General features: G+C 68.5%; 20 protein-coding genes and 1 pseudogene. 11 read left to right on the top strand and 10 right to left on the bottom strand.

Going from position 1 to position 22,053, the window contains the following annotated elements; translation table 11 throughout:
* Positions 1 to 567 precede the first annotated feature (567 nt).
* Both R5H29_RS00860 and rsgA read right to left on the bottom strand, forming a co-directional pair.
* Positions 568 to 1,821, bottom strand: coding sequence for a flavohemoglobin expression-modulating QEGLA motif protein (locus R5H29_RS00860; RefSeq protein ID WP_332328578.1), 1,254 nt, complete (start codon positions 1,819 to 1,821; stop codon positions 568 to 570).
* Positions 1,822 to 1,947: 126 nt separating this feature from the next.
* Positions 1,948 to 3,057 carry a ribosome small subunit-dependent GTPase A gene (gene rsgA / locus R5H29_RS00855; RefSeq protein ID WP_021203922.1) on the bottom strand — a complete coding sequence of 370 codons (1,110 nt, stop codon included), beginning with the start codon at positions 3,055 to 3,057 and terminating at the stop codon, positions 1,948 to 1,950.
* 114 nt (positions 3,058 to 3,171) lie between these two features.
* Between rsgA and R5H29_RS00850 the strand changes: the two genes are divergently transcribed.
* From R5H29_RS00850 to R5H29_RS00840, 3 genes are read left to right on the top strand one after another with little or no spacing between them, the layout of a single operon-like run.
* Complete coding sequence (locus R5H29_RS00850; protein ID WP_031270531.1) at positions 3,172 to 4,446, top strand: pyridoxal phosphate-dependent aminotransferase; 1,275 nt, start codon at positions 3,172 to 3,174, stop codon at positions 4,444 to 4,446.
* A 3-nt stretch (positions 4,447 to 4,449) separates the two neighbouring features.
* Entirely contained in the window at positions 4,450 to 5,067 is a 618-nt protein-coding gene (locus R5H29_RS00845) for an SGNH/GDSL hydrolase family protein (RefSeq protein WP_019662073.1), read from the top strand.
* Between the two features lie 4 nt (positions 5,068 to 5,071).
* Positions 5,072 to 5,788 (top strand): class I SAM-dependent methyltransferase, encoded by a 717-nt coding sequence (locus tag R5H29_RS00840; RefSeq protein WP_111098055.1) that lies wholly within the window; start codon positions 5,072 to 5,074, stop codon positions 5,786 to 5,788.
* Positions 5,789 to 5,862: 74 nt separating this feature from the next.
* On the opposite strand, the gene R5H29_RS00835 is transcribed toward R5H29_RS00840, so the two are convergent.
* Positions 5,863 to 6,642 (bottom strand): polysaccharide deacetylase family protein, encoded by a 780-nt coding sequence (locus tag R5H29_RS00835; RefSeq protein WP_332328577.1) that lies wholly within the window; start codon positions 6,640 to 6,642, stop codon positions 5,863 to 5,865.
* Between the two features lie 59 nt (positions 6,643 to 6,701).
* Here R5H29_RS00835 and grxD point away from each other — a divergent pair, with 59 nt between their 5' ends.
* Positions 6,702 to 7,628, top strand: coding sequence for a Grx4 family monothiol glutaredoxin (gene grxD / locus R5H29_RS00830; RefSeq protein WP_026347276.1), 927 nt, complete (start codon positions 6,702 to 6,704; stop codon positions 7,626 to 7,628).
* Positions 7,629 to 7,736: 108 nt separating this feature from the next.
* Here the strand turns inward: grxD and R5H29_RS00825 are convergent, their stop codons facing one another.
* Entirely contained in the window at positions 7,737 to 8,276 is a 540-nt protein-coding gene (locus R5H29_RS00825) for a DUF924 family protein (RefSeq protein WP_006384394.1), read from the bottom strand.
* Positions 8,277 to 8,319: 43 nt separating this feature from the next.
* The gene (locus tag R5H29_RS00820; RefSeq protein WP_058983588.1) at positions 8,320 to 9,096 is read right to left on the bottom strand and encodes an AMP nucleosidase; all 777 of its coding nucleotides are present in this window, start codon (positions 9,094 to 9,096) and stop codon (positions 8,320 to 8,322) included.
* 158 nt (positions 9,097 to 9,254) lie between these two features.
* Between R5H29_RS00820 and R5H29_RS00815 the strand changes: the two genes are divergently transcribed.
* The 5 genes from R5H29_RS00815 to R5H29_RS00795 all read left to right on the top strand — a co-directional run bounded on the left by R5H29_RS00815 (position 9,255) and on the right by R5H29_RS00795 (position 14,037).
* Positions 9,255 to 10,664, top strand: a complete 1,410-nt coding sequence (locus R5H29_RS00815) for an amidohydrolase (RefSeq protein ID WP_332328576.1) — start codon at positions 9,255 to 9,257, stop codon at positions 10,662 to 10,664.
* Positions 10,664 to 11,926 carry an amidohydrolase family protein gene (locus R5H29_RS00810; protein ID WP_332328575.1) on the top strand — a complete coding sequence of 421 codons (1,263 nt, stop codon included), beginning with the start codon at positions 10,664 to 10,666 and terminating at the stop codon, positions 11,924 to 11,926. The genes R5H29_RS00815 and R5H29_RS00810 overlap by 1 nt, the downstream gene beginning before the upstream one ends.
* A gap of 25 nt (positions 11,927 to 11,951) precedes the next feature.
* A complete protein-coding gene (locus R5H29_RS00805; protein ID WP_019662080.1) occupies positions 11,952 to 12,584 on the top strand; it encodes a 2-hydroxychromene-2-carboxylate isomerase in 633 nt (210 codons plus the stop codon).
* 95 nt (positions 12,585 to 12,679) lie between these two features.
* Positions 12,680 to 13,621, top strand: coding sequence for a DegV family protein (locus R5H29_RS00800; protein ID WP_019662081.1), 942 nt, complete (start codon positions 12,680 to 12,682; stop codon positions 13,619 to 13,621).
* Between the two features lie 77 nt (positions 13,622 to 13,698).
* Complete coding sequence (locus R5H29_RS00795) at positions 13,699 to 14,037, top strand: hypothetical protein (RefSeq protein ID WP_308305685.1); 339 nt, start codon at positions 13,699 to 13,701, stop codon at positions 14,035 to 14,037.
* A 51-nt stretch (positions 14,038 to 14,088) separates the two neighbouring features.
* On the opposite strand, the gene R5H29_RS00790 is transcribed toward R5H29_RS00795, so the two are convergent.
* The 4 genes from R5H29_RS00790 to R5H29_RS00775 all read right to left on the bottom strand — a co-directional run bounded on the left by R5H29_RS00790 (position 14,089) and on the right by R5H29_RS00775 (position 19,204).
* Complete coding sequence (locus tag R5H29_RS00790; protein WP_332328574.1) at positions 14,089 to 15,504, bottom strand: efflux transporter outer membrane subunit; 1,416 nt, start codon at positions 15,502 to 15,504, stop codon at positions 14,089 to 14,091.
* Positions 15,501 to 16,583 (bottom strand): HlyD family secretion protein, encoded by a 1,083-nt coding sequence (locus R5H29_RS00785; RefSeq protein WP_332328573.1) that lies wholly within the window; start codon positions 16,581 to 16,583, stop codon positions 15,501 to 15,503. Before R5H29_RS00785 ends, R5H29_RS00790 begins: the two co-directional genes overlap by 4 nt.
* Positions 16,584 to 16,603: 20 nt before the next feature.
* Positions 16,604 to 18,133, bottom strand: coding sequence for an MFS transporter (locus R5H29_RS00780; RefSeq protein ID WP_312544158.1), 1,530 nt, complete (start codon positions 18,131 to 18,133; stop codon positions 16,604 to 16,606).
* A 153-nt stretch (positions 18,134 to 18,286) separates the two neighbouring features.
* Positions 18,287 to 19,204, bottom strand: a complete 918-nt coding sequence (locus tag R5H29_RS00775) for a LysR family transcriptional regulator (protein ID WP_010480868.1) — start codon at positions 19,202 to 19,204, stop codon at positions 18,287 to 18,289.
* Between the two features lie 141 nt (positions 19,205 to 19,345).
* On the opposite strand from R5H29_RS00775, the gene R5H29_RS00770 reads away from it, so the two are divergent.
* Both R5H29_RS00770 and R5H29_RS00765 read left to right on the top strand, forming a co-directional pair.
* A complete protein-coding gene (locus tag R5H29_RS00770) occupies positions 19,346 to 19,792 on the top strand; it encodes a universal stress protein (protein WP_332328572.1) in 447 nt (148 codons plus the stop codon).
* A gap of 235 nt (positions 19,793 to 20,027) precedes the next feature.
* Positions 20,028 to 20,267: a hypothetical protein gene (locus R5H29_RS00765; RefSeq protein WP_332328571.1), complete on the top strand. Its 240-nt coding sequence runs from the start codon at positions 20,028 to 20,030 to the stop codon at positions 20,265 to 20,267.
* Between the two features lie 54 nt (positions 20,268 to 20,321).
* Here the strand turns inward: R5H29_RS00765 and R5H29_RS00760 are convergent.
* Positions 20,322 to 21,766 (bottom strand): annotated as a pseudogene (locus R5H29_RS00760) (GGDEF domain-containing protein).
* Between the last annotated feature and the right edge of the window lie 287 nt (positions 21,767 to 22,053).

Genomic DNA, 22,053 nt, shown 5'->3' with positions numbered 1-22,053 from the left:
CCGGCATGCTGGCGTTTTCGCTGTTCGCCAACCGCATCCGCAAGGACCAGCTGGCGCCGGAGTAATAGCGTTCAGAGCCGGGGTCGGATCCCCGCGAAATGTATCCACGCATGGCGAGGATCTACAGTAGATCCCCGCCATGCGTGGATGAAATCTGGCAGATATCGATAAACAACATGGGGTCCGAGCCCGTTGCTACGCAACGGGATCAACCCCATGCCATTCCAACCGCTCGCGGCCAACTGTCGAAGGCGGGGTGGGGGGGGGGGGGGGGGGGGGGGGGGGCGGGGGGGGGGGGGGGGCGCCCCCGGCGGGGGCGGGGGGGGGGCGGCCGCGCCCCCCCCCCCCCCCCCCCCCCCCCCCCCCCCCCCCCCCCCCCGCCTTCGACAGTTGGCCGCGAGCTGTTGGAATGGCATGGGGTTGATCCCGTTGCGTAGCAACGGGCTCTGACCCCATGTTGTTTATCGATATCTGACAGATTTCATCCACGCATGGCGTGGATCTACTGTAGATCCTCGCCATGCGTGGATACATTTCGCGGGGATCCGACCCCGGCTCTGAACGCTATTACTCCGGCGCCAGCTGGTCCATGCGGATGCGGTTGGCGAACAGCGAAAACGCCAGCATGCCGGCCAGGCCGTTCGCCCGGCTCACCCAGTGCGGCAGCCAGCGCGGCGGCTTCAGCACACCCGCTTCGAACAGCGGCGCGAACGCGATCGCATCGGCCAGGCTCATCTTGCCGGCGAACAACCAGCGGCAGACCTGCAGGCGGTCCTCGGCCAGCATGTGCCGGAAGAAGGTATGCACCGACACCAGCCCGCGCAGATACACCGTGTCCTTGGTGAACGCCAGGCCGCCATTGGGCGGCACGCCACGGAACACGCGCTGTGCCGAGGCGAAACTCTCCTCCGGGTTCTGCCCGGCATCGCAGAAATAGCGGAACACTTCGATGAAGTCCGCGCCTTCGCGTGCCATCGCGATCGCTTCGGTGCGCAGGCTGATCCGCTTCAGGCGCTCGATGTCGATGCTGCCGGTGATCTGTTCGGCGAACGTGGCCAACCCTTCCTGGGTGGCCGTCACCCGCGGCGAGGACAGTGCCAGGCTGGGCAATACCGGCTGGCCGCGACCGTTCAATGCGGTGAGCGAATGCACCAGCGCTTCATGGTGGAACAGCTGCGCGCGGTCGTAGGCACTGAAGCGCGCGCTGGTACGCAGGCGGATGCGGGTCGGACCGGCAGCGGCCTTGGACACCAGCTCCGGATCCAGCTGAACCTGGATGATGCGCGATTCGAAGAACGCATCCAGATCGTTCTGCAGCTGCAGCTGCAGGGCAATGGCCGAGACCGGTACCTGCTCTTCCGGCGCCAGCAGTTCGTGATCGAGTTCGGTAGCGATCTGGATGAAGTGGCGCGCTGCGTCGCGCGTGCTCGGACCATTGCCCGGCAGCGGCTGCTCGGGTGCGCCGAACAGCTGCACCGAACAGGTATCGACTGCCGCAGTGCCCAGCCCCTCCAACAGCTGCGCGGCCAGATCCCAGCTCTGCGCCGACTGCTGCACATAGTGGCCCAGCGGGTGGCTGTCATCGCAGTTGCCGGCGATCGCGGCCAGCGCACGGCGCTCCTCGCTGAAGTCGAGCCGGGGGTAATCCACTTTCGGCAGCACCGGCTGGCCGCGCGCCACGCTTTCCAGGAACGGGGCCTGCACCGTGGCCGGCCAGCTGGTCAGGCCCAGCAGGCGGATGCCCCCCACGGCCTCGACCAGGCGCGCATCGAGCGCTGCATGGTGGGCCACGTCACGGTCCAGCGTCGCAGTCGGTTCCATGCGCGGACTATAACGCCCTGCCGTGCCCGGCGCGGTGCGCCGCCGCCCGAGCATTGGCTCGGGCGCTACATGAAATGACTCCACCGCGGACCAGCTGTAGAGCCGAGCCCATGCTCGGCTGCCTTGTTACCGCCTACGCGGCTTCCCCGCCGGCCGGAACTGCTGGCCCTTGCCCTTCCTGCCGCCGCGTTCCTGCGCGGTCTCGGCCTGGCGTACGGCCAGCTTCGCTGCGGCCACGGCCACTTCTTCCTTCAGCTTGAAGTAGTTCAGCAGCCGGCTCTCTTCAATCTCGCCCGCGTCGATCGCTGCGCGAACAGCACAGCCCGGTTCCTGCTGGTGCTTGCAGTCGTTGAAGCGGCACTGTGCGGCCAGCGCTTCGATATCGGCGAAGCCGCCTTCGGACAGCGTCTCTTCACCGGTCGGCTTCAGCTCGCGCATGCCGGGGGTGTCGATCAGGCAGGCACCGGTCGGTAGCGGCATCAGCGCGCGATGGGTGGTGGTGTGGCGCCCGCGCGAATCGTTGGCACGCACCGCGTTGGTCCTCATCCGCTGCTCGCCGAGCAACGTGTTGGTCAACGTGGACTTGCCGGCACCGGAGGAGCCGACCAGCACCACCGTGCGGCCGGGGCCCAGCCACGGTTGCAGCACCGCCACGCTGTCGGCGTCCAGGCCGTTGATCGCATGCAAGGCGATGCCCTGCATCTCCAGTTCTTCCAGCACTGCCAGCGCGTCCTCGCTGTATTCGGTCTGGTCGGCCTTGGTCAGCACCACCACCGGTTCGGCACCGCCACCGCCGACCAGCAGCAGGTAGCGCTCGATGCGGCGCGGATTGAAGTCAGCGTCCAGGCCACAGACGATGAACACCGTATCGATGTTGGCCGCGATCACCTGCTGGTGGTAGTGCTCACCCGCGGCACCACGCTTGATCGCGGTGCGCCGTGGCAGCAGGGCGACGATGCGGATGCCATCGAGCAGCACCCAGTCGCCCACCGCCGGCCGTTCATGGCTGGGGAAGCGCGGGCGCTGCCATTCCGGCAGCGACTCGGCCTTGATCGACGCATCCGGGCCATCGGCCACCACGTAGTGGGTGCGGTGCTGCTCGATCACCCGCGCCGGGCGGGCCTGCGGATGCGTGGCCATCGCGGCCTGCCAGTCAGCCTGCTGCGCCGGGCCCGGCCAGGGCCAGCCAATGGTCTGCAGGGCGATGAAATCGGGGGTCTGGGTCATCGCGGCCATTCTACCTGTGCCGACGCCCTGCCAGCCCAGCAATGGCGGGCCCGGAGCCCTTGCCATGCAGTGCAGCAATTCCGGTAGGATGGAAGCCCCATGCCTTTTGACGGCCCAGCTCCCATGTCCACCACCTCGCTCAAGCCCCTGGCCATCCGCGAGCGCCTTTCCGAAGTGCGCTACGAAATCCGCGGAGAACTGGCGCGGCGAGCCCGGGAACTGGAGGCGCAGGGCCGCAAGCTGATCAAGCTCAACATCGGCAACCCGGGCAACTTCGGTTTCCGTGCGCCCGAGCACCTGCAGCGCGCGATTGCCGATGACATGGGCCGTACCGACCCTTACACCCACCAGCAGGGCCTGCCGGTCGCACGCGAAGCCATTGCCGCCGCCTATGCGCGCCGCGGTGCGCCCGATGCGCATCCGGACCGGGTGTTCGTCGGCAACGGCGTGAGCGAACTGATCGATCTGTCGCTGCGGGCGCTGTTGAACCCGGGCGATGAAGTGCTGGTGCCCTCGCCGGACTACCCGCTGTGGTCGGCCGCGGCCATCCTCAACGACGGCCGCCCGGTGTACTACCGCTGCGCGCCGGAAAACGGCTTCCAGCCCGACCCGACCGAGATCGAGACGCTGGTGTCCTCGCGCACCCGCGCCATCGTGCTGATCAACCCGAACAACCCCAGCGGCGCCAGCTACCCGCGCGAACTGCTGGAGCGCGTGGTCGAGATCGCGCGCCGCCACAACCTGTTGCTGCTGGTCGACGAGATCTACGACCAGATCCTGTACGACGACGCGGTGTTCCAGCCGGTCGCGCCGCTGGCCGGCGACCATCCGTGCCTGACCTTCAGCGGCCTGAGCAAGGTGCACCGCGCCTGCGGCTGGCGCGTGGGCTGGGCGCACCTCAGTGGCGATGACGCACGCCTGGGCGATTTCCGCGCCGCGCTGGACCTGCTGAGCGCGCTGCGCCTGTGTGCCAATGTGCCGGGCCAGTACGCCATCGACGCGGCAGTGAACGGCCCGGACACCATTTCCGAGCTGTGCGCCCCCGGCGGCCGTCTGTATGAAACCCGGCGCGCGGTGATCGAGGCCTGCGAGGCCAGCGAACACCTGTCGCTGGTTGCCCCGGCCGGCGCGCTGTACGCGTTCCCGGCCGTGGTCGGTGCCGCCGCCAAGGGCTTCGACGACCACACCTTCGCCCTGGACCTGATGAACAACGAAGGCGTGCTGGTCGTACCGGGCTCCAGCTTCAACGTGCCTTACCGCCATCACTTCCGCGTGACCCTGCTGCCGGAAGCCTCGGTCATGCGCGATGTGTTCGCACGCATCGACCGCGTGCTGGCCCGCCGTGCCGAGGACGCCACCAAGGTCGTGCCGCTGAAGCCGCGCCGTTCGGTGGCCTGAGCCGTGGCGTTGTCCTACCTGGCGCTGGGCGACTCGTACACCATCGGAGAAGCGGTTGCCGTCGAAGGCCGCTGGCCGCACCAGCTTGCCGCCGCCCTGCGTGCGCAGGGCATTGAGCTGTCCGATCCGCAGACCATTGCAACCACCGGCTGGACCACCGACGAACTCGATGCCGGCATCGATGCGGCCGCGCCGCAGGGGCCGTTCGATTTCGTCAGCCTGCTGATCGGCGTCAACAACCAGTACCGCGGGCGTCCTCTGGACGAGTACCGCAGCCAGTTCCGGGCCCTGTTGGAGCGGGCGATCGGCTTCGCCGGCGGTGATGCCGGGCGCGTGCTGGTGCTGTCCTTCCCCGACTGGGGTGCAACCCCGTTTGGTATCGGCAGCGGCCGTGACCTGGCCGCGATCGAGATCGAGACCGACGAGTTCAATGCCGCTGCCGAAGTGATCAGCACCCAGCAGGGCGTGGCCTTCGTCGACATCACCGATATCAGCCGTGACCAGGGCGACAACCCGGCGATGATCGCCGACGACGGCCTGCACCCTTCAGCACGGATGTACGCGCTGTGGAGCGCGCGCGCGCTGCCGGTCGCCGCCCACCTGCTCGGCGGAACGGACTGAGGCGATGGACGGCACGCCACGGAACGGCCCGCCCCTGCCCTGCACTCCCCTGGCCGCACCGCAGGCCCGTGCGATCGCCGAGGCATTCCGCCCCGCGCACGCCTGGGCCAGCCGCCGCGACTACTACTACACCCGCAGCAAGCTGGGCAGCGACCCGCTGTATGACGGCGTGCTGCAGCACCTGCCTGGCGACGGGCAACCCGTGCTGGACCTGGGCTGCGGGCTGGGCCTGTTCGCCCACGTGCTGCGCCAGCGCGGTGGCTCCCAGCCCTACCTGGGCGTGGACGTGGATGCCGGCAAGATCGCCCGCGCCCAGCGTGCCGCCACCGGCCTGCCCGCTGTGCGCTTCGACTGCCTGGACGTGCAGGCGCCGCTGCCGGCGCAGGCCGGGCATGTGCTGCTGCTGGATGTGCTGCAGTACCTGGACGCGGGCCCACAGCAGGCACTGCTGCGTGAGGCCAGTGCACGGGTAGCCCGCGGTGGCCGCCTGCTGCTGCGCACGCCGCTCGCTACCGGCGATGGCCGCGACCGCACTACCCGGGTGGCGGACCGGCTGGCCTGGCTGATCGGCTGGATGGGCACCCGCCCCCGTCATTACCCGGATCCGCAGGCGCTGCAGGCAACGCTGGTCGAAGCCGGATTACAGGTGACCCCCCCGCGTCCCCTGCATGGGCGCACGCCGTTCAACAGCTGGTTGCTGGTGGCACGCCGGAACCTGTAGCGCCGGCCATGCCCGGCGAGCGCAGCGGCACCTATGGCATCCGCCGGGCATGGCCCGGCGCTACCGCATACGTATCAGCCGGTAGGCAGCCGCGCCTTCAGCCCCCGCTCGTCCAGCGCCTGCAGCACGCGTTCGATGATCGCCAGGTTGTGGCCGTGGGCGGCCCCCTCATGCAGCAGCACGATGGCGCCCGGGCGCAGGTCCGGCAGCAGCCGCGACAGCACGCCCTCCGGCGTGCAGCCGACACCGTCGTAGCCACGGGCGCTCCAGCCCACGCGCACCAGTCCCAGCGCCTTCAACACCGGCGCCACGAACGGATTGGTCATGCCCACCACCGAGCGGTACCAGCGCACCGGGCGACCGCCCACCGCCTGCAGCGCATGCTGGCAGCCCTCGATCTCGGCACGCATCGCTGCCGGGCCCAGCCGCCAGAAGCGCGCCTGTGGATGACTGTGGCTGTGGTTGCCCAGGTCGTGGCCCCGGCGCAGGATCTCCTGCACCAGCTCCGGCTGCGCCAGCGCCCGCTCGCCGACCAGGAAGAACGTGGCACGTGCCTGGTGGCGATCCAGCAGATCGAGCACGGCCCGGGTCTCCGGGCCGGGACCGTCATCGATGGTCAACCAGACGCTGTTGCCGGCCTCCGGTACCCGGCTCAGCACCGGTGCGTAGAAGTGGCAGTTGGGCAGGAACACCGGCACCAGAAAGAGCGCGTGGCTGGTCACCATCAGCGGCAGGCCCCACCGCCAGCCCGCCAGCGACCAGACCAGGATCACGACCAGCTGCGACGCCACCAGCCAGGGCAGCCAGCGCCAGGGCCGGGTCGGGATGCGATGCAATGTTCCTGCGTTGCTCATCCCCCATGATGCCATGAGGGGTAGAATTGATGATTCGAATTCCCGGAACCCCGACGTCCATGTCCCTCGATCCCGCCCTGCGTTCGCGCATCGAATCCATCCTCAACGCCAACCGCGTCGTGCTGTTCATGAAGGGCCAGCCGTCGATGCCGCAGTGTGGTTTCTCGGCCAAGGCCGTCGGCGCCCTGCAGGACCTGGGCGTCGAGTTCGCCCACGTCAACGTGCTGGCCGACCAGGAAATCCGTGAAGGCATCAAGGCCTATGGCGACTGGCCAACCATTCCGCAGCTGTACATCGACGGCGAACTGGTCGGCGGCAGCGACATCGTGCTGCAGATGGCCGCCAGCGGCGAGCTGAGCAGCGTGCTGGGGCTGCCGGCACCGGACCGTACCCCGCCGAGCATCACCGTCACACCGGCGGCCGTGGAAATGCTCAAGGGCGCGCTGGCCGATGCCCCGGGCGCGGCCCTGCAGCTGACCATCGACGCCCGCTTCCAGCCCAACTTCCAGCTGGCCCCCCACGACGAAAGCGCCATCGCCGCCGAGTCCAACGGCCTGCGCGTGCAGTTCGACCTGGCCAGCGCGCGTCGCGCCAACGGCATCACCATCGACTGGGTGGACGACATCCGCGGCAAGGGCCTGGCCATCGACAACCCGAATGCGCCCAAGCCGGTGCAGGAAATCAGCGTGCGCGATGCCGACGACCTGGTGCGTGCCGGCAACATCACCCTGGTGGACGTGCGCCCGGCCGACGAGCGCGAGATCGCTGCGGTGGGCGTGCCGTTCAAGACCTTCGACGGCAACGGCCGTGCCGAGCTGGAAGCCCTGCCCAAGGACACCGCACTGGCCTTCATGTGCCACCACGGTGGCCGCAGCGCTCAGGCCGCCGAACAGTTCCGTGCGCTGGGCTTCACCAAGGTGTTCAACGTCACCGGCGGCATCAATGCATGGTCGGAAGACGTCGACAACGGCGTGCCGAAGTACTGATCGGCCGCAGCATGGGGTCAGAGCCCTTGCCGCAGGAAGCGGCTCTGACTCCAGTACAGAAAACGCCGGCATTCGCCGGCGTTTTCTTCATTCACGCCTGGCGTGGATCTACCCGGCGAAACCGCCTTCGGCCAGGTAATCCAGTTCTTCCGGGGTGGGGATGCGGCCCAGCACGGCATTGCGGTGCGGAAAGCGCCCGAAGCGACGGATGATGTCGCGGTGCAGTTCGGCGTACTGCAGGTATTCCTTGTCGCCCAGCACGTCGAACATCGCCACCGAGCGGTCCTGGTCCAGTGGATCCTCGGAGTGCTCGAACGGCAGGTAGATGAAGGCGCGCAGCTTCGGCACCAGCTGCAGGTCCAGGCCTTCCTCGATGGCGCGCATGGCGTAGTGCCGGGCCAGGCCATCGGTGGCATAGGAATGGGCAGTACCGCGGAAGCAGTTGCGCGGGAACTGGTCCAGCAGCAGCATCAGCGCCAGTGCGCCCTCGGCACTGCCCAGCCAGTGTTCACGCCCACGCGAAGCGGCGGCGAAATGCTCATCCAGAAACAACTGGCGGAACTGCGCGTCGAACGCGTCGTCGCGGGCGAACCACTTCGCAGGGCCCGCCTCCTTCCAGAATTCCACCACTTGCGCGGCAACGTCCATTACCTACTCCCAGGCCCGGACGCCCCGCGTCCGGCCTTCATCATCATTCGTCGAAGCGCAGGTGGCGGACCGACTTGCCGTTGCGCCGGATAAGCTTAAGCGCCTCGATACCGATCTGGATATGGTTTTCCACGAACTGGGAGCTGACCTTGGCATCGGAGGCCTCGGTCTTGACCCCGTCCGGGATCATCGGCTGGTCCGACACCAGCAGCAGCGCGCCACTGGGGATGTGGTTGGCAAAGCCGGCGGCGAATACCGTGGCCGTTTCCATGTCGATGGCCATGCAGCGCATCGCCCGCAGCCGCTCCTTGAAGCCCTCGTCGTGTTCCCACACCCGGCGGTTGGTGGTGTAGACAGTGCCCGTCCAGTAGTCGTGGCCGCGGTCGCGGATCATGGTGGACACCGCACGCTGCAGCGCGAACGCCGGCAACGCCGGGACTTCCGGCGGCAGGTAATCGCCCGAGGTACCCTCGCCACGGATCGCTGCGATCGGCAGCACCAGGTCACCCAGCTGGTTCTTGCGCTTGAGGCCACCGCACTTGCCCAGGAACAGTACCGCCTTGGGCATCACTGCCGACAGCAGGTCCATGATGATCGCGGCATTGGGGCTGCCCATGCCGAAGTTGATCATGGTGATGCCATCGATGGTGGCGCTGGCCATCGGCCGGTCCAGGCCGATGACGGGCGCACCGGTCAGCTCGGAAAAGGTGTGCAGGTAGCCGCCGAAGTTGGTCAGCAGGATGTGCTGGCCGAACTGGTCCAGCGGCACGCCGGTGTAGCGCGGCAGCCAGTTGTCGACGATTTCCTGCTTGCTCTTCATGGGCGGTGGTCCGGTGCACGACGTGGGAACCGGCTATTTTCAGCCAGCCGGGCGGCCCCGTCGAGGCACTGCCGATGCACCTGTGAAGAAGGTCACTTGGCAAGCCCACCACCGCCCGGCTAGCGTCGGCGACTGGATCACGTTGCGAGGGGAACTGCATGGCATCGTCGTTGTTGCGCGCCGGAGTGGCACTGGCACTGCTTTCATTGAGCACGGCGCCTGCGGTGGGGGCGTCGCGCTTTGTCACCGATCCCTACCCCAGCACCTACCAGGCACACCCCGATGCACCGGTGCTGATCCAGAACGCCACCGTGCTGACCGGCACCGGCCAGCGCCTGGACAACGCCGACGTGCTGCTGCGCGAGGGCCGCATCGTTGCCGTCGGCCGCCAGTTGCAGGCCGATGCTGGTGTCACCCGCATCGATGCGCAGGGCAAGTGGGTCACTCCGGGCCTGATCGACGTGCACTCGCACCTGGGCGTGTACCCCAGCCCGGGCGTCGGCGCGCACAGCGACGGCAACGAGATGACCGCGCCGGTCACCGCCAACGTCTGGGCCGAGCACTCGGTGTGGCCGCAGGACCCGGGTTTCGCCACCGCACTGGCCGGCGGCGTGACCAGCATGCAGGTGCTGCCGGGCTCGGCCAACCTGGTCGGTGGTCGTGGTGTGACCCTGAAGAACGTCCCCGCCATCACCTACCAGGCGATGAAGTTTCCCGGCGCACCGTGGGGACTGAAGATGGCCTGCGGCGAGAACCCGAAGCGGGTGTACGGCGGAGGCAAGGGCGTCGCTCCGGCCACGCGGATGGGCAACGTTGCCGGTTACCGCGCCGCCTTCATCGATGCCGCCGACTACATCGCCAAGAACAAACCGAAGCCGGCCAAGCGCAAGGGCTGGTTCGGCAGCGACAAGGGCGACAGCGCCGGTGATGCCGGCGGCAAGCGCGATCTCAAGCTGGACACGCTGGCCGGTGCGATCGAGGGCGACATCCGCGTGCATATCCATTGCTACCGCGCCGACGAGATGGCCACCATGCTCGACCTGGCCAAGGAATTCGGCTTCAAGGTGGCCGCCTTCCACCACGGCGTGGAGGCCTACAAGCTGGCCGACCGGCTGGCCGCCGACGGCGTCTGCGGTGCACTCTGGGCCGATTGGTGGGGCTTCAAGATGGAAGCCTTCGACGGTATTCCGGAGAACATCGCACTGGTCGATCGGCCGAAGAACAGCTGCGCCATCGTCCATTCCGATTCACCCGAAGGCATCCAGCGCCTGAACCAGGAAGCGGCCAAGGTGATCGCCGCCGCGCGCCGCGCACGCATGCCGGAGATCCCCCCCGAACACGCCATCACCTGGATGACCGCCAACGCCGCCAGGGCGCTGGGGATTGAAGGCCAGACCGGCACCCTGGAGGCGGGCAAGATGGCCGATGTGGTGGTCTGGAACGGCAACCCCTTCAGTTCCTACGCGCTGGCCGAGCAGGTCTTCATCGACGGCCGCCGCCTGTACGACCGCAGCGCACCTGCGGCCACGCCACGTTCCGACTTCCAGCTTGGCCAGGAGGTGCACTGATGGGCGCGTTGAACAAGCGTCGCCGGGCATGGCTCGGCGCTACGGTCATGGTGCTGGCCTGCCTCTCCGCATCCGCGCAGGCGCAGGACCTGCTGGTGCGCAACGCGACCGTGCATACGGCCAGCACGCGCGGCAGCCTGCAGCACGCCGATGTGCTGGTGCAGGGCGGGATCATCCGCGCAGTCGGCAGCGGGCTGTCCGCCCCGGCCGGGGCCAGCGTGGTCGAGGCCGATGGCCGCCCGCTGACACCGGCGCTGTTCGGGGGCATCACCGAGATCGGCATCGAAGAGGTCTCCGGTGAAGCGAGCACGGTCGACAGCACGTTGAAGATCGGCGAACAACCGTTGCGCCCCGAGTTCGATGTCACCCTGGCGTACAACCCGGCCTCGGTGCTGATCCCGGTGGCACGCCTGGACGGCATCGGCTTCACCGCCCTGGGGGCGGCCACCGGCGGCGGCTTCGTTGCAGGCCAGGGTGGCGTGATGCGGCTGGACGGCAGCGCCGATCCCCTCGGGCCGCGCGCGCTGTTCCTGCGCCTGGGGTCGGCCGCAGTGGAGCTGACCGGGCAGTCGCGTGCAGCGCAATGGATGCTGCTGCAGCAGATGGTGGACGAGGCGCGCGGCCAGGTTGCCGCGGACTCACCGCACGCACTGCTGACGCCGGCCGGGCGCCGCACGCTCAGCCGCTACCTGGCCGGCCACGGCCGCATCGTGGTGGAGGTCGATCGCGCCTCCGACATCCGCCAGCTGCTGCGCTGGGTCGCCCGCGAGAAGGTGAAGATCGCCATCGCCGGTGCCAGCGAAGCGTGGCAGGTCGCGCCGGAGCTGGCCGCCGCTCAGGTGCCGGTGTTCGTCGACGTGCTGTCCAACCTGCCGGCGAGCTTCGACCAGATCGGTGCAACCCTGGAAAATGCGGCACGCCTGCAACGGGCCGGCGTGGCGGTCTCGTTCGTGCAGCGTGGCGACGCCTCGCACAACGCCCGCAAGATGCGCCAGCTGGCCGGCAATGCCGTGGCCAACGGTTTGCCCTGGGCCGACGGCCTGGCCGGCCTGACCCGGGTGCCGGCGCAGGCGTTCGGCGTGGCCGACCAGATCGGCAGCATCGAGCCGGGCAAGCGTGCCGACCTGGTGCTGTGGGAGGGCGACCCGCTGGACGTGGCGCACTATGCCGAACAGGTCTGGCTGGGCGGCCGGGCGATGCCGATGCGCTCGCGCCAGACCGAACTGCGCGACCGCTACCTGCAGCGCAACGCGCAGCCCTGACCTCCAGTTATTCAAGGAAACCTGCATGGCCACCCTGCGCTGGTACTTCGACTTCGTCTCGCCCTATTCCTACCTGCATTGGCAGAAGCTGAAGCAGTTGCCCCAGTTCGCACAGATCCAGACCGTGCCGATCGCCTTCGGTGCCGTGCTGCATCACCTGGGCAACCTCGGGCCGGCCGAGATTCCGGCCAAGCGCCGCTTCATGTACCGCCAGCTGCTGTGGACTGCGCAGGCCGAAGGAACACCGCTGCGGTTCCCGCCGGGCCACCCGTTCAACCCGTTGTCTGCCCTGCGGCTGTGCCTGGCCGCCGGTGGCAGCGTGCAGGCGGTGGACGTGCTGTTTGACTGGATCTGGCGCGACGGCAATGCCGCCGATAGCGCCGAGGCCCTGCGCGAACCGGCTGCGCGGCTGGGGATCGAGGATGTCGCCAGCGCCATCGCGGCCCCCGCGGCCAAGGAGCAGCTGCGGAGGAACACCGAGGCCGCCATTGCTGCCGGCGTGTTCGGCGTACCAACCCTGGCCATCGATGACGAACTGTTCTGGGGCAACGACGCCCATCCGTTGATGGCCGCCGTGCTGGCCGATCCCGCCCTGCTGCAGCAGCCCGAGTGGCAGCGCCTGGCCGAACTTCCGGTGGCCGTGCAGCGCAGTCGCTGAACAGGGCCTGGCGCATTTCCCTCGCGCGCCACGCCAGAATTTGAGATAGATTTCACGTTTCCGAACCTACAACCGCCCTGGAGGGGGAGCCGCGGATGCGCATCGGAATCGTCGTCGACTCGGCCTGCGACCTGCCGCAGGACTTCATTGCCGAGCACAACATCGTGCTGCTGCCGATCACCGTCCGCATCGGCGAAGCCGTGCTGGCCGATCACCGCGATGAGCAGGCCACGCTGAGTTTCCTGCATGCACACGTGGCCGAGCACGGTGCCGAGGCGGAGACCATCCCCTTCAGTGTCAACCAGATCCGCGACCTGTTCCTGCAGCAGCTGGTCATCGATTACGACCACGTGTTCTGCATGACCATCACCAAGACCCGCAGCCCAATCCACGACAATGCGCTGCAGGCCAGCTTCGCCATCCTCAACGATTACAAGCCGGTTCGGCAGGCAGCGGGCTACAACTCGCCGTTCGCGCTGCGCGTGCTCGATACCCAGAACCTGTTCGCTGCGCAGGCGGTGACTGCGGTGGAGGCGGTTCGCCTGCGTGACAGTGGCGCCAGCGTGCAGCAGATCCGCGAGCGGCTGGAAGAACTGGCCGGCAACGTGCACGGCTACATGGTCACCCGTGATCTGTACTACATGCGTGCGCGCGCCCGGCACAAGGGCGACCGCAGCGTCGGCCTGCTCAGTGCGGCGCTGGGCAGCGCACTGGACATCAAGCCGGTGCTGCACGGCTACCGCGGCGAAACCGGGCCGGTCGCCAAGATCAAGGGCTTCGACAGCGCCGTGCAGAAGCTGTTCGCGGTGGTCGGCCAGCGCGTGCGTGCCGGGCTGATGACGCCGACGGTGTGCGTCAGCTACGGCGGAGAACTGGACGAGCTGCGTGCCCTGCCCGGCTACGCACAGCTGAAAGAGGTCTGCGCCGGCCATGGCGTGACCGTGTACGAATCGGTGATGAGCCTGACCGGCATGGTCAACGTCGGCAAGGGCGCGGTCACCGTAGGCTTCGCCGATGGGCCGCATCGGTTCGAATGAGCGCTGGCCACGGCCGGAATCTGCACATCGATTCCACTGCGGTTGTGCCAGTCTTGCCGCACTTCAAGGAGAACGCCATGCCTGCGCAGTACCACATCAGCCTACCCGACCCGTCCAAGGCCCGTGGCAATGACCCTGACCTGTCCTTCCACTCGCAGGGCGCCGCAGGTTTCGCCGAAGAGCTGCAGGATGCCCTGCGCAGCGGCACGCTGTTCGAGCGCTGGAAGGCCAAGCAGCCCGACCCGGACGCGGTGGAACCGCAGTGGGGCGTGACCGATCCGGACGCCACCGTGACCGGCGAGCAGAAGGACCTGCGCATCAACCTGGTCGCCACCACCCGTATCGACAGTGACGTGTTCAAGCAGCGCCTGCGCCTGCTGGCCGGCCACCGCTGGGAACTGCGCGACGTGCGTTGAGGCGCCCGCCGCGATGGGTAGCGCCGGGCCATGCCCGGCGTTTCCATTGCCCTACCAGCCACCCCCCAGCGCGCGGTACAGCTCCACCCGCGCGATTGCCGCCGTAGCCTGGCTGTTGGCCAGTGCGGCCTGGTTGTCCAGTGCGATGCGCTGGGTGGTCAGCACGTCCAGCATGTCGACCACGCCGGCCTGGTACTGCCGGCGCGCCGCACCGAGCGCGGTCTCGCTTTCGTCCACCGCCACGTGCAGCTGCACGGTGCGCTGCTGTTCGGCGGCGTAGCCATCGATGGCGTCGTCCACTTCATGCCAGGCCTGCAGCACCGTGCGCTGGAACTGCAGCGACGACTGTTGCTGCTGCAGCTTGCTCAACGCGAGGTTGGCCTTCAGCCGGCCGCCCTGGAAGATCGGCAGGCTGATCGACGGCCCGATGCTGAAGCGGTGTGCGTTCCAGCCATCCAGATCATCCAGCTGCTTGGCCTGGAAGCTAGCGTCGCCATTCAAGGTGATGCGCGGCAGGAAACTGGCCTTGGCCACGCCGATGCCGGCCGTTGCGGCATGCAACGCCGCTTCGGCACGACGGATGTCCGGGCGACGCTCGGCCAGTTCGCTGGGCAGCCCCACCGCCACGGCCGGCAGTGCGGGCCAGTCACGGCGTGCATTCTGCAGCCGCGCATCCAGCGCCTGCGGAGGCTGTGCCAGCAGGAACGCCAGTGCATTGCGCAGCTGCGATTCACGATGCCGCAGCGGCGCGATGCGTGCCTGCAGCGATGCTACCTGCGCTGACGCGCTGGACACCTGCAGCGTGCTGGCCACGCCCTGCTGCTGGCGTGCCTCGGTCAGGCGCTTGATGTCGAGGGCGATGCTGAGGTTGTCCTCGGTGATCGCGAGCAACTGCCGCGTTGCACGCAGCTGCAGGTAGTCACGCGCGGTTTCCGCCAGCAGCGCGATGCGCACTGCATGTGCATCCTCCTCAGCCATCTGCACGCGTGCATCGGCGGCTTCCACCTGGCGGCGCACGCGTCCCCACAGATCCAGTTCCCAGCTCAGGCCGATGCCGGCCTGGAACAGCCCATAGTCATCACGACCGCCGTTGCCGGACGGATCGTTCAAGCCCACCTCGCTGTTGCGTGCGCGTGCGCCGCTGGCGGTTGCGCTGACGCTGGGCAGACGGTCGGCGGCGCTGATGCCACGCGCGGCGCGGCTCTGCTGCACGCGGTTGGCCGCCAGCTGCAGGTCCAGGTTAGCCTCCAGCACCTGGCTGGCCAGCTGTCCCAGCAGCGGGTCGTCGAAGCCGGCCCACCAGGCGGCGTCCGGATCGATCGCGTTGCCCGCGACGGCCTCGCCCTGCCAGTGACTGGGCAATTCCGCCTGAGGACGTACGAAGTCCGGACCCATCGTGCAGGCAGCCAGGGCCGTGCACAGGCTGGCCGCAACGAAGGTGCTGCGGAACAAGGCAACTGCGCTCATGCGCCCTCCCCGGCCGCATGGCCCGGACTGTGCTTCACGCTGTGCGCGCGCGCGCGGCTGCCCAGGTCGACACTGGCTTCCACCGACATGCCGGCACGCAGCTGGTCCAGCAGCGGCTGGCCCGGCTCCAGCACGATCTTCACCGGAATGCGCTGCACCACCTTGGTGAAGTTGCCGGTGGCATTCTCCGGTGCGACAGCGGCGAAGGTGACGCCGGTGGCCGGCGCGATGCTGTCGATGTGCCCGCGCAGCGGCTTGCCCGGGAACACGTCCACCTTCAGTTCGACCTGCTGGCCGGCCTGCATGCGGGTCATCTGTGTTTCCTGGAAGTTGGCGACCACGAAGGCACGCTTCAGCGGCACCACCGCGGCCACCGGGGTACCCGGGGTCAGGTAGGCACCTACGCGCACCGCGCGGCGACCGACCATGCCGTCGATCGGTGCACGCAGCACGGTGTGCGACAGATCCAGTTCGGCGCGGGCCTGCGCCGCTTCCGCGCGTTGCACCGCGGCCTGCGCAGCCTGCACACCGGCGGTCAGGATGTCGGTGCGCTGGCGCGCGGTCGACAGCGCCGCCTGGCCCTGCTGCAGGTGGGCACTGGCCACGGCCTGCTTCGACTGCGCCTGCTGCGCGTTCTGCACGGTTCCGGCGCCGTCACGGGCCAGTTCGCGGTAGCGCTGCTGGTCGGCACTGGCCAGGGTCAGTTCGGAACGGCTGACATCGACACTGGCCCTGGCCTGCTCGATCAGCGAATCCTGCTGGGCCAGTGCGGCCTGTGCGTTGGCGAGCTGTGCGCGGGCATTGGCAAGGTCGGCACGGGCCGCCTGCAGGGCGACCTGGTAGTCACGGTCGTCGATGCGGGCAAGCACGTCGCCGGCCTTCACCGACTGGTTGTCCTCCACCTCCACGGCACTGACGAAGCCGGGAATTTTCGGAGCCACCAGGGTGTAGTCGGCCACCACGTACGCATTGTTGGTGCTCTGGTGGCCAGAGTCGCGCAGCAGCAGCCAGGCGCCGATGGCCAGGGCCAGTACGCCCAGGCCCAGGCCGGTGTGGAGAGTGGTTCGATTGATCGTCATGAGGGGTTCCTGCGAAAGGTTCAGGCCACGGCACGTGGCGGGTGGATGCGGGTGGGCATCCAGGCAATGAGGGGAATGAAGGCCAGCGCCACCAGTGCGACCACCCAGTACAGGTCGGCCGAGGTCAGCGCCTGCACCTGTGCATGCAGGCGCGCGCCGAGCTGCGGGCCATCGGCCAGCCACGGTTGCTCGCCCAGGCGGTCGACCAGCACGGTGGAATGGAAATGACGGCGGCCCTGGGCGACGGCATCCAGTACGCCGCTGGCAAGCACCGCGGCGAAACCCTTGACCGTGTTGAACCAGGCCGAGGCGAACGGGCCGTCCTGCGGCGCCAGGCCGCCGGTGGCCAGCATCAGCAGCGGCAGCACTGCCATGGGTTGTGCGAACACCTGCAGCAGCTGCACCCACAGGAAGTTGTCACGGATCCAGGCCACGTCCAGGTGCGAGCCCAGCCAGCAGGCCAGGGCCAGCATCGCCAGGCCTGTGGCCTGCACCCAGCGGCAGTCCACCGCGCGGATGTTCAGCAGCGCCGCCACCAGCGGCAGCGCGATCACCTGCGGCAACGCCACCCACAGCAGCATCGGTGCGGTCTGCAACGGCCGGTAGCCCTGCACGCTGGCCAGGAAACCGGACGGGATGGAGATCACCGCCAGCAGCACGAACAGCACGCCGCCCAGCGTCACCAGCGAGTAGCTGAGATTGCGGTTGGCCAGCAGCTGCAGCTTGAAGAACGGCAAGGGGTGGAACCATTCATTGATCATGAACAGCACCATCAGGCCGGCACCGCCACCGATCATCAGCGTGATCATCGGCGAGTCGAACCAGTTCAGGCGCGGGCCCTGCACCAGGCCCAGTACCAGCAGCACCAGCGCTGGCAGGCCGAGCAGCAGGCCGACCGTATCGAACTGGGCGAAGCGTTCCAGCCTCAGCGGGTCCTGTGGCAGACCCCAGCTGACCATCGCCATGGCGGCCAGGCAGTACGGCACGATCTGCCAGAACGCCCAGTGCCAGCCCACCTGCTCGACCCAGAACGCGGCCAGCGGCGTGCCCATGCTCGGGCCGAACGTCGCCGTCAGCGCGTAGCCGGCCAGGCCGTACAGCTTGATGCCCGGGGGCAGGAAGCGCAGCGCCACGCTCATCAGCAACGGCGGCAGTGCACCACCGCACAGGCCCTGCAGTGCACGCAGCAGCAGGAACACCTGCAGGTTCGGGGCGAGCGGGCACAGCACGCCCAGCACCATGAAGCCACCGATCATCGCCAGCGCGAAACGACGCAGCGAGAAGGTGGCGGCACACCACGGCGCGAAGGCCATCGCGCTGACCGACATCGCGCTGTAGAGGGCGACGATCCAGCTGCCGTCATCGACGCTGAAACCCATCGCGCCACGGATGTCGGCCAATGCGACCTTGGTGATGTTCTCGTTGAAGCCCGACACCAACACGGCCAGCAGCACGCCACACAGGCCGACCAGGACGCGGCGGTCGAGCCCGGGGGCGGCGGCAGGAGGAGGCGCTGCGGCGGCCGGGACAGCGGCAGCCGGCATACTCATCGCCGGGCACCGATCCGTGCAGTGCACGGCATGTTGGGGGTCATTGGAATGCGCTCAGTGAAACTCCGGGGAGCGCAGTCTAGGGAGCCGGTACCCTGTGAAAAATGGCGTCGCCGGCATCCCAGGCGTGCGCCGGGCGCACGCATGCAGATGTCAGCGCGAGGCCTCCCCTGCGCTTTCGCACATGGTCTTGATCGAGCGCCGCAGCCACTGGTGCGCGGCGTCGTTGTCCAGGCGCGGATGCCAGGCCTGCACGATGGCCGCGGTCCGCACCGGAATCGGCAGCGGGAACAGGCGCAACGGCAGGCGCATGTTGACGATCCGCTCCAGCATCACGCTCGGCATCTGCGGCAGGATCAGGTCCGATTCGGCCGCCGCGAAGATCGCACCGTGGAAGGTCGGGCTGATCAGCGCCACCCGCCGCTGCAGGCCCAGCGTGGCCAGGTCATCATCGATCGGCCCACGTGGCAGGCCACGGCGCGACACCGCGATGTGGTCGCACGCGGCAAAGCGCTCGGCACTGATCTCCTCGTCGAACAGTGGATGGTCTTCGCGCGCGGCGCCCATGAACGAGGTACTGAACAGGTTCTGCACCTTGGTATCGGGCGCATGCTTGCCGGCCGTGCTGATGTACAGGTCGATCCGGCCCTGTGCCATCGCATCGTCGTCGGTATCGCCCTCGGGCACGAAGCGCAGCACTGCGCGCGGCGCCTGCTGGCGGAACAGCTCGCGCAGGCGTCCGCCGAAACCACCGACGAACACATCATTGGCACGCACGCTGAAGGTTCGCTCGAGCACGCGCATGTCTACTTCGCGACCGGCGTTGAAGACGCGGTGGGCCTGTTCGATCACATCGCGGACCTGCTCGCGCAGCTGCAGGGCTCGGGGCGTGGGCGCCAGACCGCGGCCTGCACGCACCAGCACCGGGTCGCCCAGCGCAGTGCGGATCCGGCCCAGGGTGCGGCTCATTGCCGGCGCGCTCAGGTTCATCCGGCGCGCGGCGGCGGCCACGCTGCATTCGTCAATCAGCACGTCCAGTGCCAGCAACAGGTTCAGGTCCGGCAGGGGCATGACAGTCTCCGGTAAATCAGATGACTCTACGGCACTTGCAACCACCATGGATTGCGTTCTACGCATTCATTGACTGCCACGCACGGCATGGGTGCGCGCGATGACATCGGCGACCATCCCCGGCCTGCCAAGGAGACATCCATGTTCAATACCCTGCTGGTCGCCCTGGACGGTGGCCCCCAGCACGCGCGCGTGCTGGACCTGGCCGCGGCCATTGCCGGCCCCCGCAGCCGCCTGCACCTGCTGTGCGTGCTCGACCCCGAATTCGCGCTGGCGGCCGATGCCAGCGAAGCCGACCGTATCGAGTACCCGGAAGCCGCCCGCCAGCGCTCCCGCGCCGAGGCGGTGCTGGCCGAAGCCCTGGCCGAGCTGCGCGAGCGCGGCGTCGATGCCATCGCGCAGATCCCCTCCGGCGACCCCGGCGAAGTCATCAGCGACCAGGCCAGGCGCCTGAAGTGCGACCTGATCGTGATCGGCCACCGCCACCTGTCCCGGCTGGAGCGCCTGTTCGAACCCTCGATCGGGCAATGGACCATCGATCACGCCCCCTGCCCCGTGCTGGTGGAAACCCGCGACCGACAACCCTAGCTGCCATGGCCTCCCGTTCCCCCTTGTTTCCCACCCGGGTCAGCTACCAGCCTTCGGCCGCCAGTTCGGCCGTGGCGAGCAGGCGCTGCTGGCGGCGATACGCCAGCTGCGTGACCCCGATCTCGTAGCCGATGGACTCGCACAGCTGAGCGGCCTCGGCCTTGATCCTGAAGGCTGCGACGCGTTCATCAACCTGCTGCCGCTGCTGGCCGCGCCGACGGCACCGATCGACCTGTTGCGCGCCGGCTCTCCGTTCATTGCCGCCAGCGAACTGGACCTGCTGGTCTGCCTGCTGCGCATCGCACAATGGCGGCATGCGCGCCCACGCGAAGACGACACGCTGGCACCGTTGCGCCAGCAGCTGGCGCGCTGTGCGATCGCCGTGCAGGCGGCAAAACTGCCGTTGCGACAGCGCTCGTTGTCACCGGTCGGGCTGAGGCTGCTCGATCCCACCGGCTGGCTGCGGCAGCGATGACCCGGCCGCGCCGACCGTGCGCAATCGCGCACAGGGAGCGGCTACCTGGCGCGCTCAGCAATCCATCCTGCCGTGCGCACTGCCTTCGTCGTCGAGCACGTGCGCATGCAGGACCACCTGGTTGCGGCCAGCCCGCTTGGCGGCATACAGGCCGGCATCGGCGTCTGCCAGCAACTGATCGGCACTGGCCAGCGCCGGCGGATGCAGGTAACCCACGCCGACGCTGATGCTGACCGGGCCTTCCGGCAATGGCAGCGCTTCGACCGCTTCGCGCAGCCGTTCGGCCAGCGCCAGCACCCCGACAACGGGCTTCCAGGCACGATGACGGCGAATTCTTCACCGCCATAACGCGCAACGCTGTCACCACCGCGACCGGCTATGGCCTTCAGCACCCCGGCCACCGCCTGCAAGCAACGATCACCGGCCGGATGGCCGTGCTGGTCGTTGAAGGCCTTGAAGTGGTCGATATCCACCAGCAGCAGGCCCAGCTCGGTGCCGCTGCGCCGCGCGCGATTCCATTCGGAGGTCAGCCGCGCGTCGAACTCGCGGCGATTGGCCACGCCGGTGAGGCCATCCTGCCGCGCCAGTTGATCCAGTGCTGCCTGGCGTTCCAGAAGATCGGTCTGCAGCAGGACGCTGCGCAGGCCGAAGCCGAGCGTGGCCACCACGAAACCCGCCACTGCCAGCGGTCGGGCATGGTCGACCACCAGAGTACCCACCACCAGCAGCAGCAAGGGCAGGATCATCGGCCCGGCAGACTGCACCGTGCGCGACAGCCGCGGATGCGGCACTGCGCCCGTGACGGGCGCCCGGTCCAACGCCAGCACCGCCGCCAGCAGGAACGGCAGGTCGATCAACAGATCATTGAAGGCTCCGAATGCGTCTTCCGAGGTGTAATGGTTGATGTAGTAAGCCACCAGCAGATAAGCCAGTGCGTACAGCGCCAGCACCCGGAAGAAACCGCGCCGCTCGGGGACGTCACCGGCCAGCCAGCGCACCACCGCAAAGCCAGCGATGCACAGGTTCTGGATGTCGAACATACGCTGCATGTTCGACATCGCATGGGCATCGACATCGATGCGGGCGGCAAACGATTCGGTATGCACGAAGAACAGCACGCCCAGCAGCGCGGCCATTGCCGCATCGATCAGGCTGATGCCCGACCGCTCGCGGCGTGCGCGCGCCAGGATGAACACCAGTGGCACGCCGTACAGTACGTACAACAGCAGGCTGGCGTGGGGAGTGAAATCGGCCCGCCCGGCGCCCAGCGCGTCGATCATGTTGAACGCCATGCCGCCGGCCCACAGCAGCAGCGCCAATGCCATGGCCCGCCACCCCAGTGCAGCGCGGTCGCGGCGGGCCCGCCACAGGCAGGCCACCGCAGCCAGCAACGGGGCGCCGGTCAGAAAGACGAAGGAGCCCGCCCCGGCGGGACCGGGCCACAGGGCCAGCACCAGCCCATGGCACAGCTCATACAGCAGCGCCAGCACTACCGGCATGCATCCCCCCGATCCGCAAGGCCGTCTGAGCGCACGATAGCGCGCCAGCACGCCACAGCGGCGTGATCCACTGCGGCAAAACGACACTCCGCGTGCGCCGCCATGGTAGTGGCGGCCGCGGGGCGGGCAACCCGGGGGAACCCCGGGGGTGGGGGGGGGGGGGGGGGGGGGCGGCGGGCCCCCCCCCCCCCCCCCCCCCCCCCCCCCCCCCGGGCGCCCCGGGGGGGGCCGGCCCGCGGCCCCCACTACCATGGCGGCGCACGCGGAGTGTCGTTTTGCCGCAGTGG

Origin of the sequence: Stenotrophomonas sp. A3_2, from assembly GCF_036624925.1 — a bacterium.
Lineage (GTDB): Bacteria > Pseudomonadota > Gammaproteobacteria > Xanthomonadales > Xanthomonadaceae > Stenotrophomonas > Stenotrophomonas hibiscicola.
This window is presented reverse-complemented; position numbering and strand designations above follow the sequence as displayed.

Coding starts and splice junctions, on each gene's coding strand:
- R5H29_RS00860 (WP_332328578.1), bottom strand. CDS start 1,821: ATGGAACCGACTGCGACGCTGGACCGTGACGTGGCCCACCATGCAGCG.
- rsgA (WP_021203922.1), bottom strand. CDS start 3,057: ATGGCCGCGATGACCCAGACCCCCGATTTCATCGCCCTGCAGACCATT.
- R5H29_RS00850 (WP_031270531.1), top strand. CDS start 3,172: ATGTCCACCACCTCGCTCAAGCCCCTGGCCATCCGCGAGCGCCTTTCC.
- R5H29_RS00840 (WP_111098055.1), top strand. CDS start 5,072: ATGGACGGCACGCCACGGAACGGCCCGCCCCTGCCCTGCACTCCCCTG.
- R5H29_RS00835 (WP_332328577.1), bottom strand. CDS start 6,642: ATGAGCAACGCAGGAACATTGCATCGCATCCCGACCCGGCCCTGGCGC.
- grxD (WP_026347276.1), top strand. CDS start 6,702: ATGTCCCTCGATCCCGCCCTGCGTTCGCGCATCGAATCCATCCTCAAC.
- R5H29_RS00825 (WP_006384394.1), bottom strand. CDS start 8,276: ATGGACGTTGCCGCGCAAGTGGTGGAATTCTGGAAGGAGGCGGGCCCT.
- R5H29_RS00820 (WP_058983588.1), bottom strand. CDS start 9,096: ATGAAGAGCAAGCAGGAAATCGTCGACAACTGGCTGCCGCGCTACACC.
- R5H29_RS00815 (WP_332328576.1), top strand. CDS start 9,255: ATGGCATCGTCGTTGTTGCGCGCCGGAGTGGCACTGGCACTGCTTTCA.
- R5H29_RS00810 (WP_332328575.1), top strand. CDS start 10,664: ATGGGCGCGTTGAACAAGCGTCGCCGGGCATGGCTCGGCGCTACGGTC.
- R5H29_RS00805 (WP_019662080.1), top strand. CDS start 11,952: ATGGCCACCCTGCGCTGGTACTTCGACTTCGTCTCGCCCTATTCCTAC.
- R5H29_RS00800 (WP_019662081.1), top strand. CDS start 12,680: ATGCGCATCGGAATCGTCGTCGACTCGGCCTGCGACCTGCCGCAGGAC.
- R5H29_RS00795 (WP_308305685.1), top strand. CDS start 13,699: ATGCCTGCGCAGTACCACATCAGCCTACCCGACCCGTCCAAGGCCCGT.
- R5H29_RS00790 (WP_332328574.1), bottom strand. CDS start 15,504: ATGAGCGCAGTTGCCTTGTTCCGCAGCACCTTCGTTGCGGCCAGCCTG.
- R5H29_RS00785 (WP_332328573.1), bottom strand. CDS start 16,583: ATGACGATCAATCGAACCACTCTCCACACCGGCCTGGGCCTGGGCGTA.
- R5H29_RS00780 (WP_312544158.1), bottom strand. CDS start 18,133: ATGAGTATGCCGGCTGCCGCTGTCCCGGCCGCCGCAGCGCCTCCTCCT.
- R5H29_RS00775 (WP_010480868.1), bottom strand. CDS start 19,204: ATGCCCCTGCCGGACCTGAACCTGTTGCTGGCACTGGACGTGCTGATT.
- R5H29_RS00770 (WP_332328572.1), top strand. CDS start 19,346: ATGTTCAATACCCTGCTGGTCGCCCTGGACGGTGGCCCCCAGCACGCG.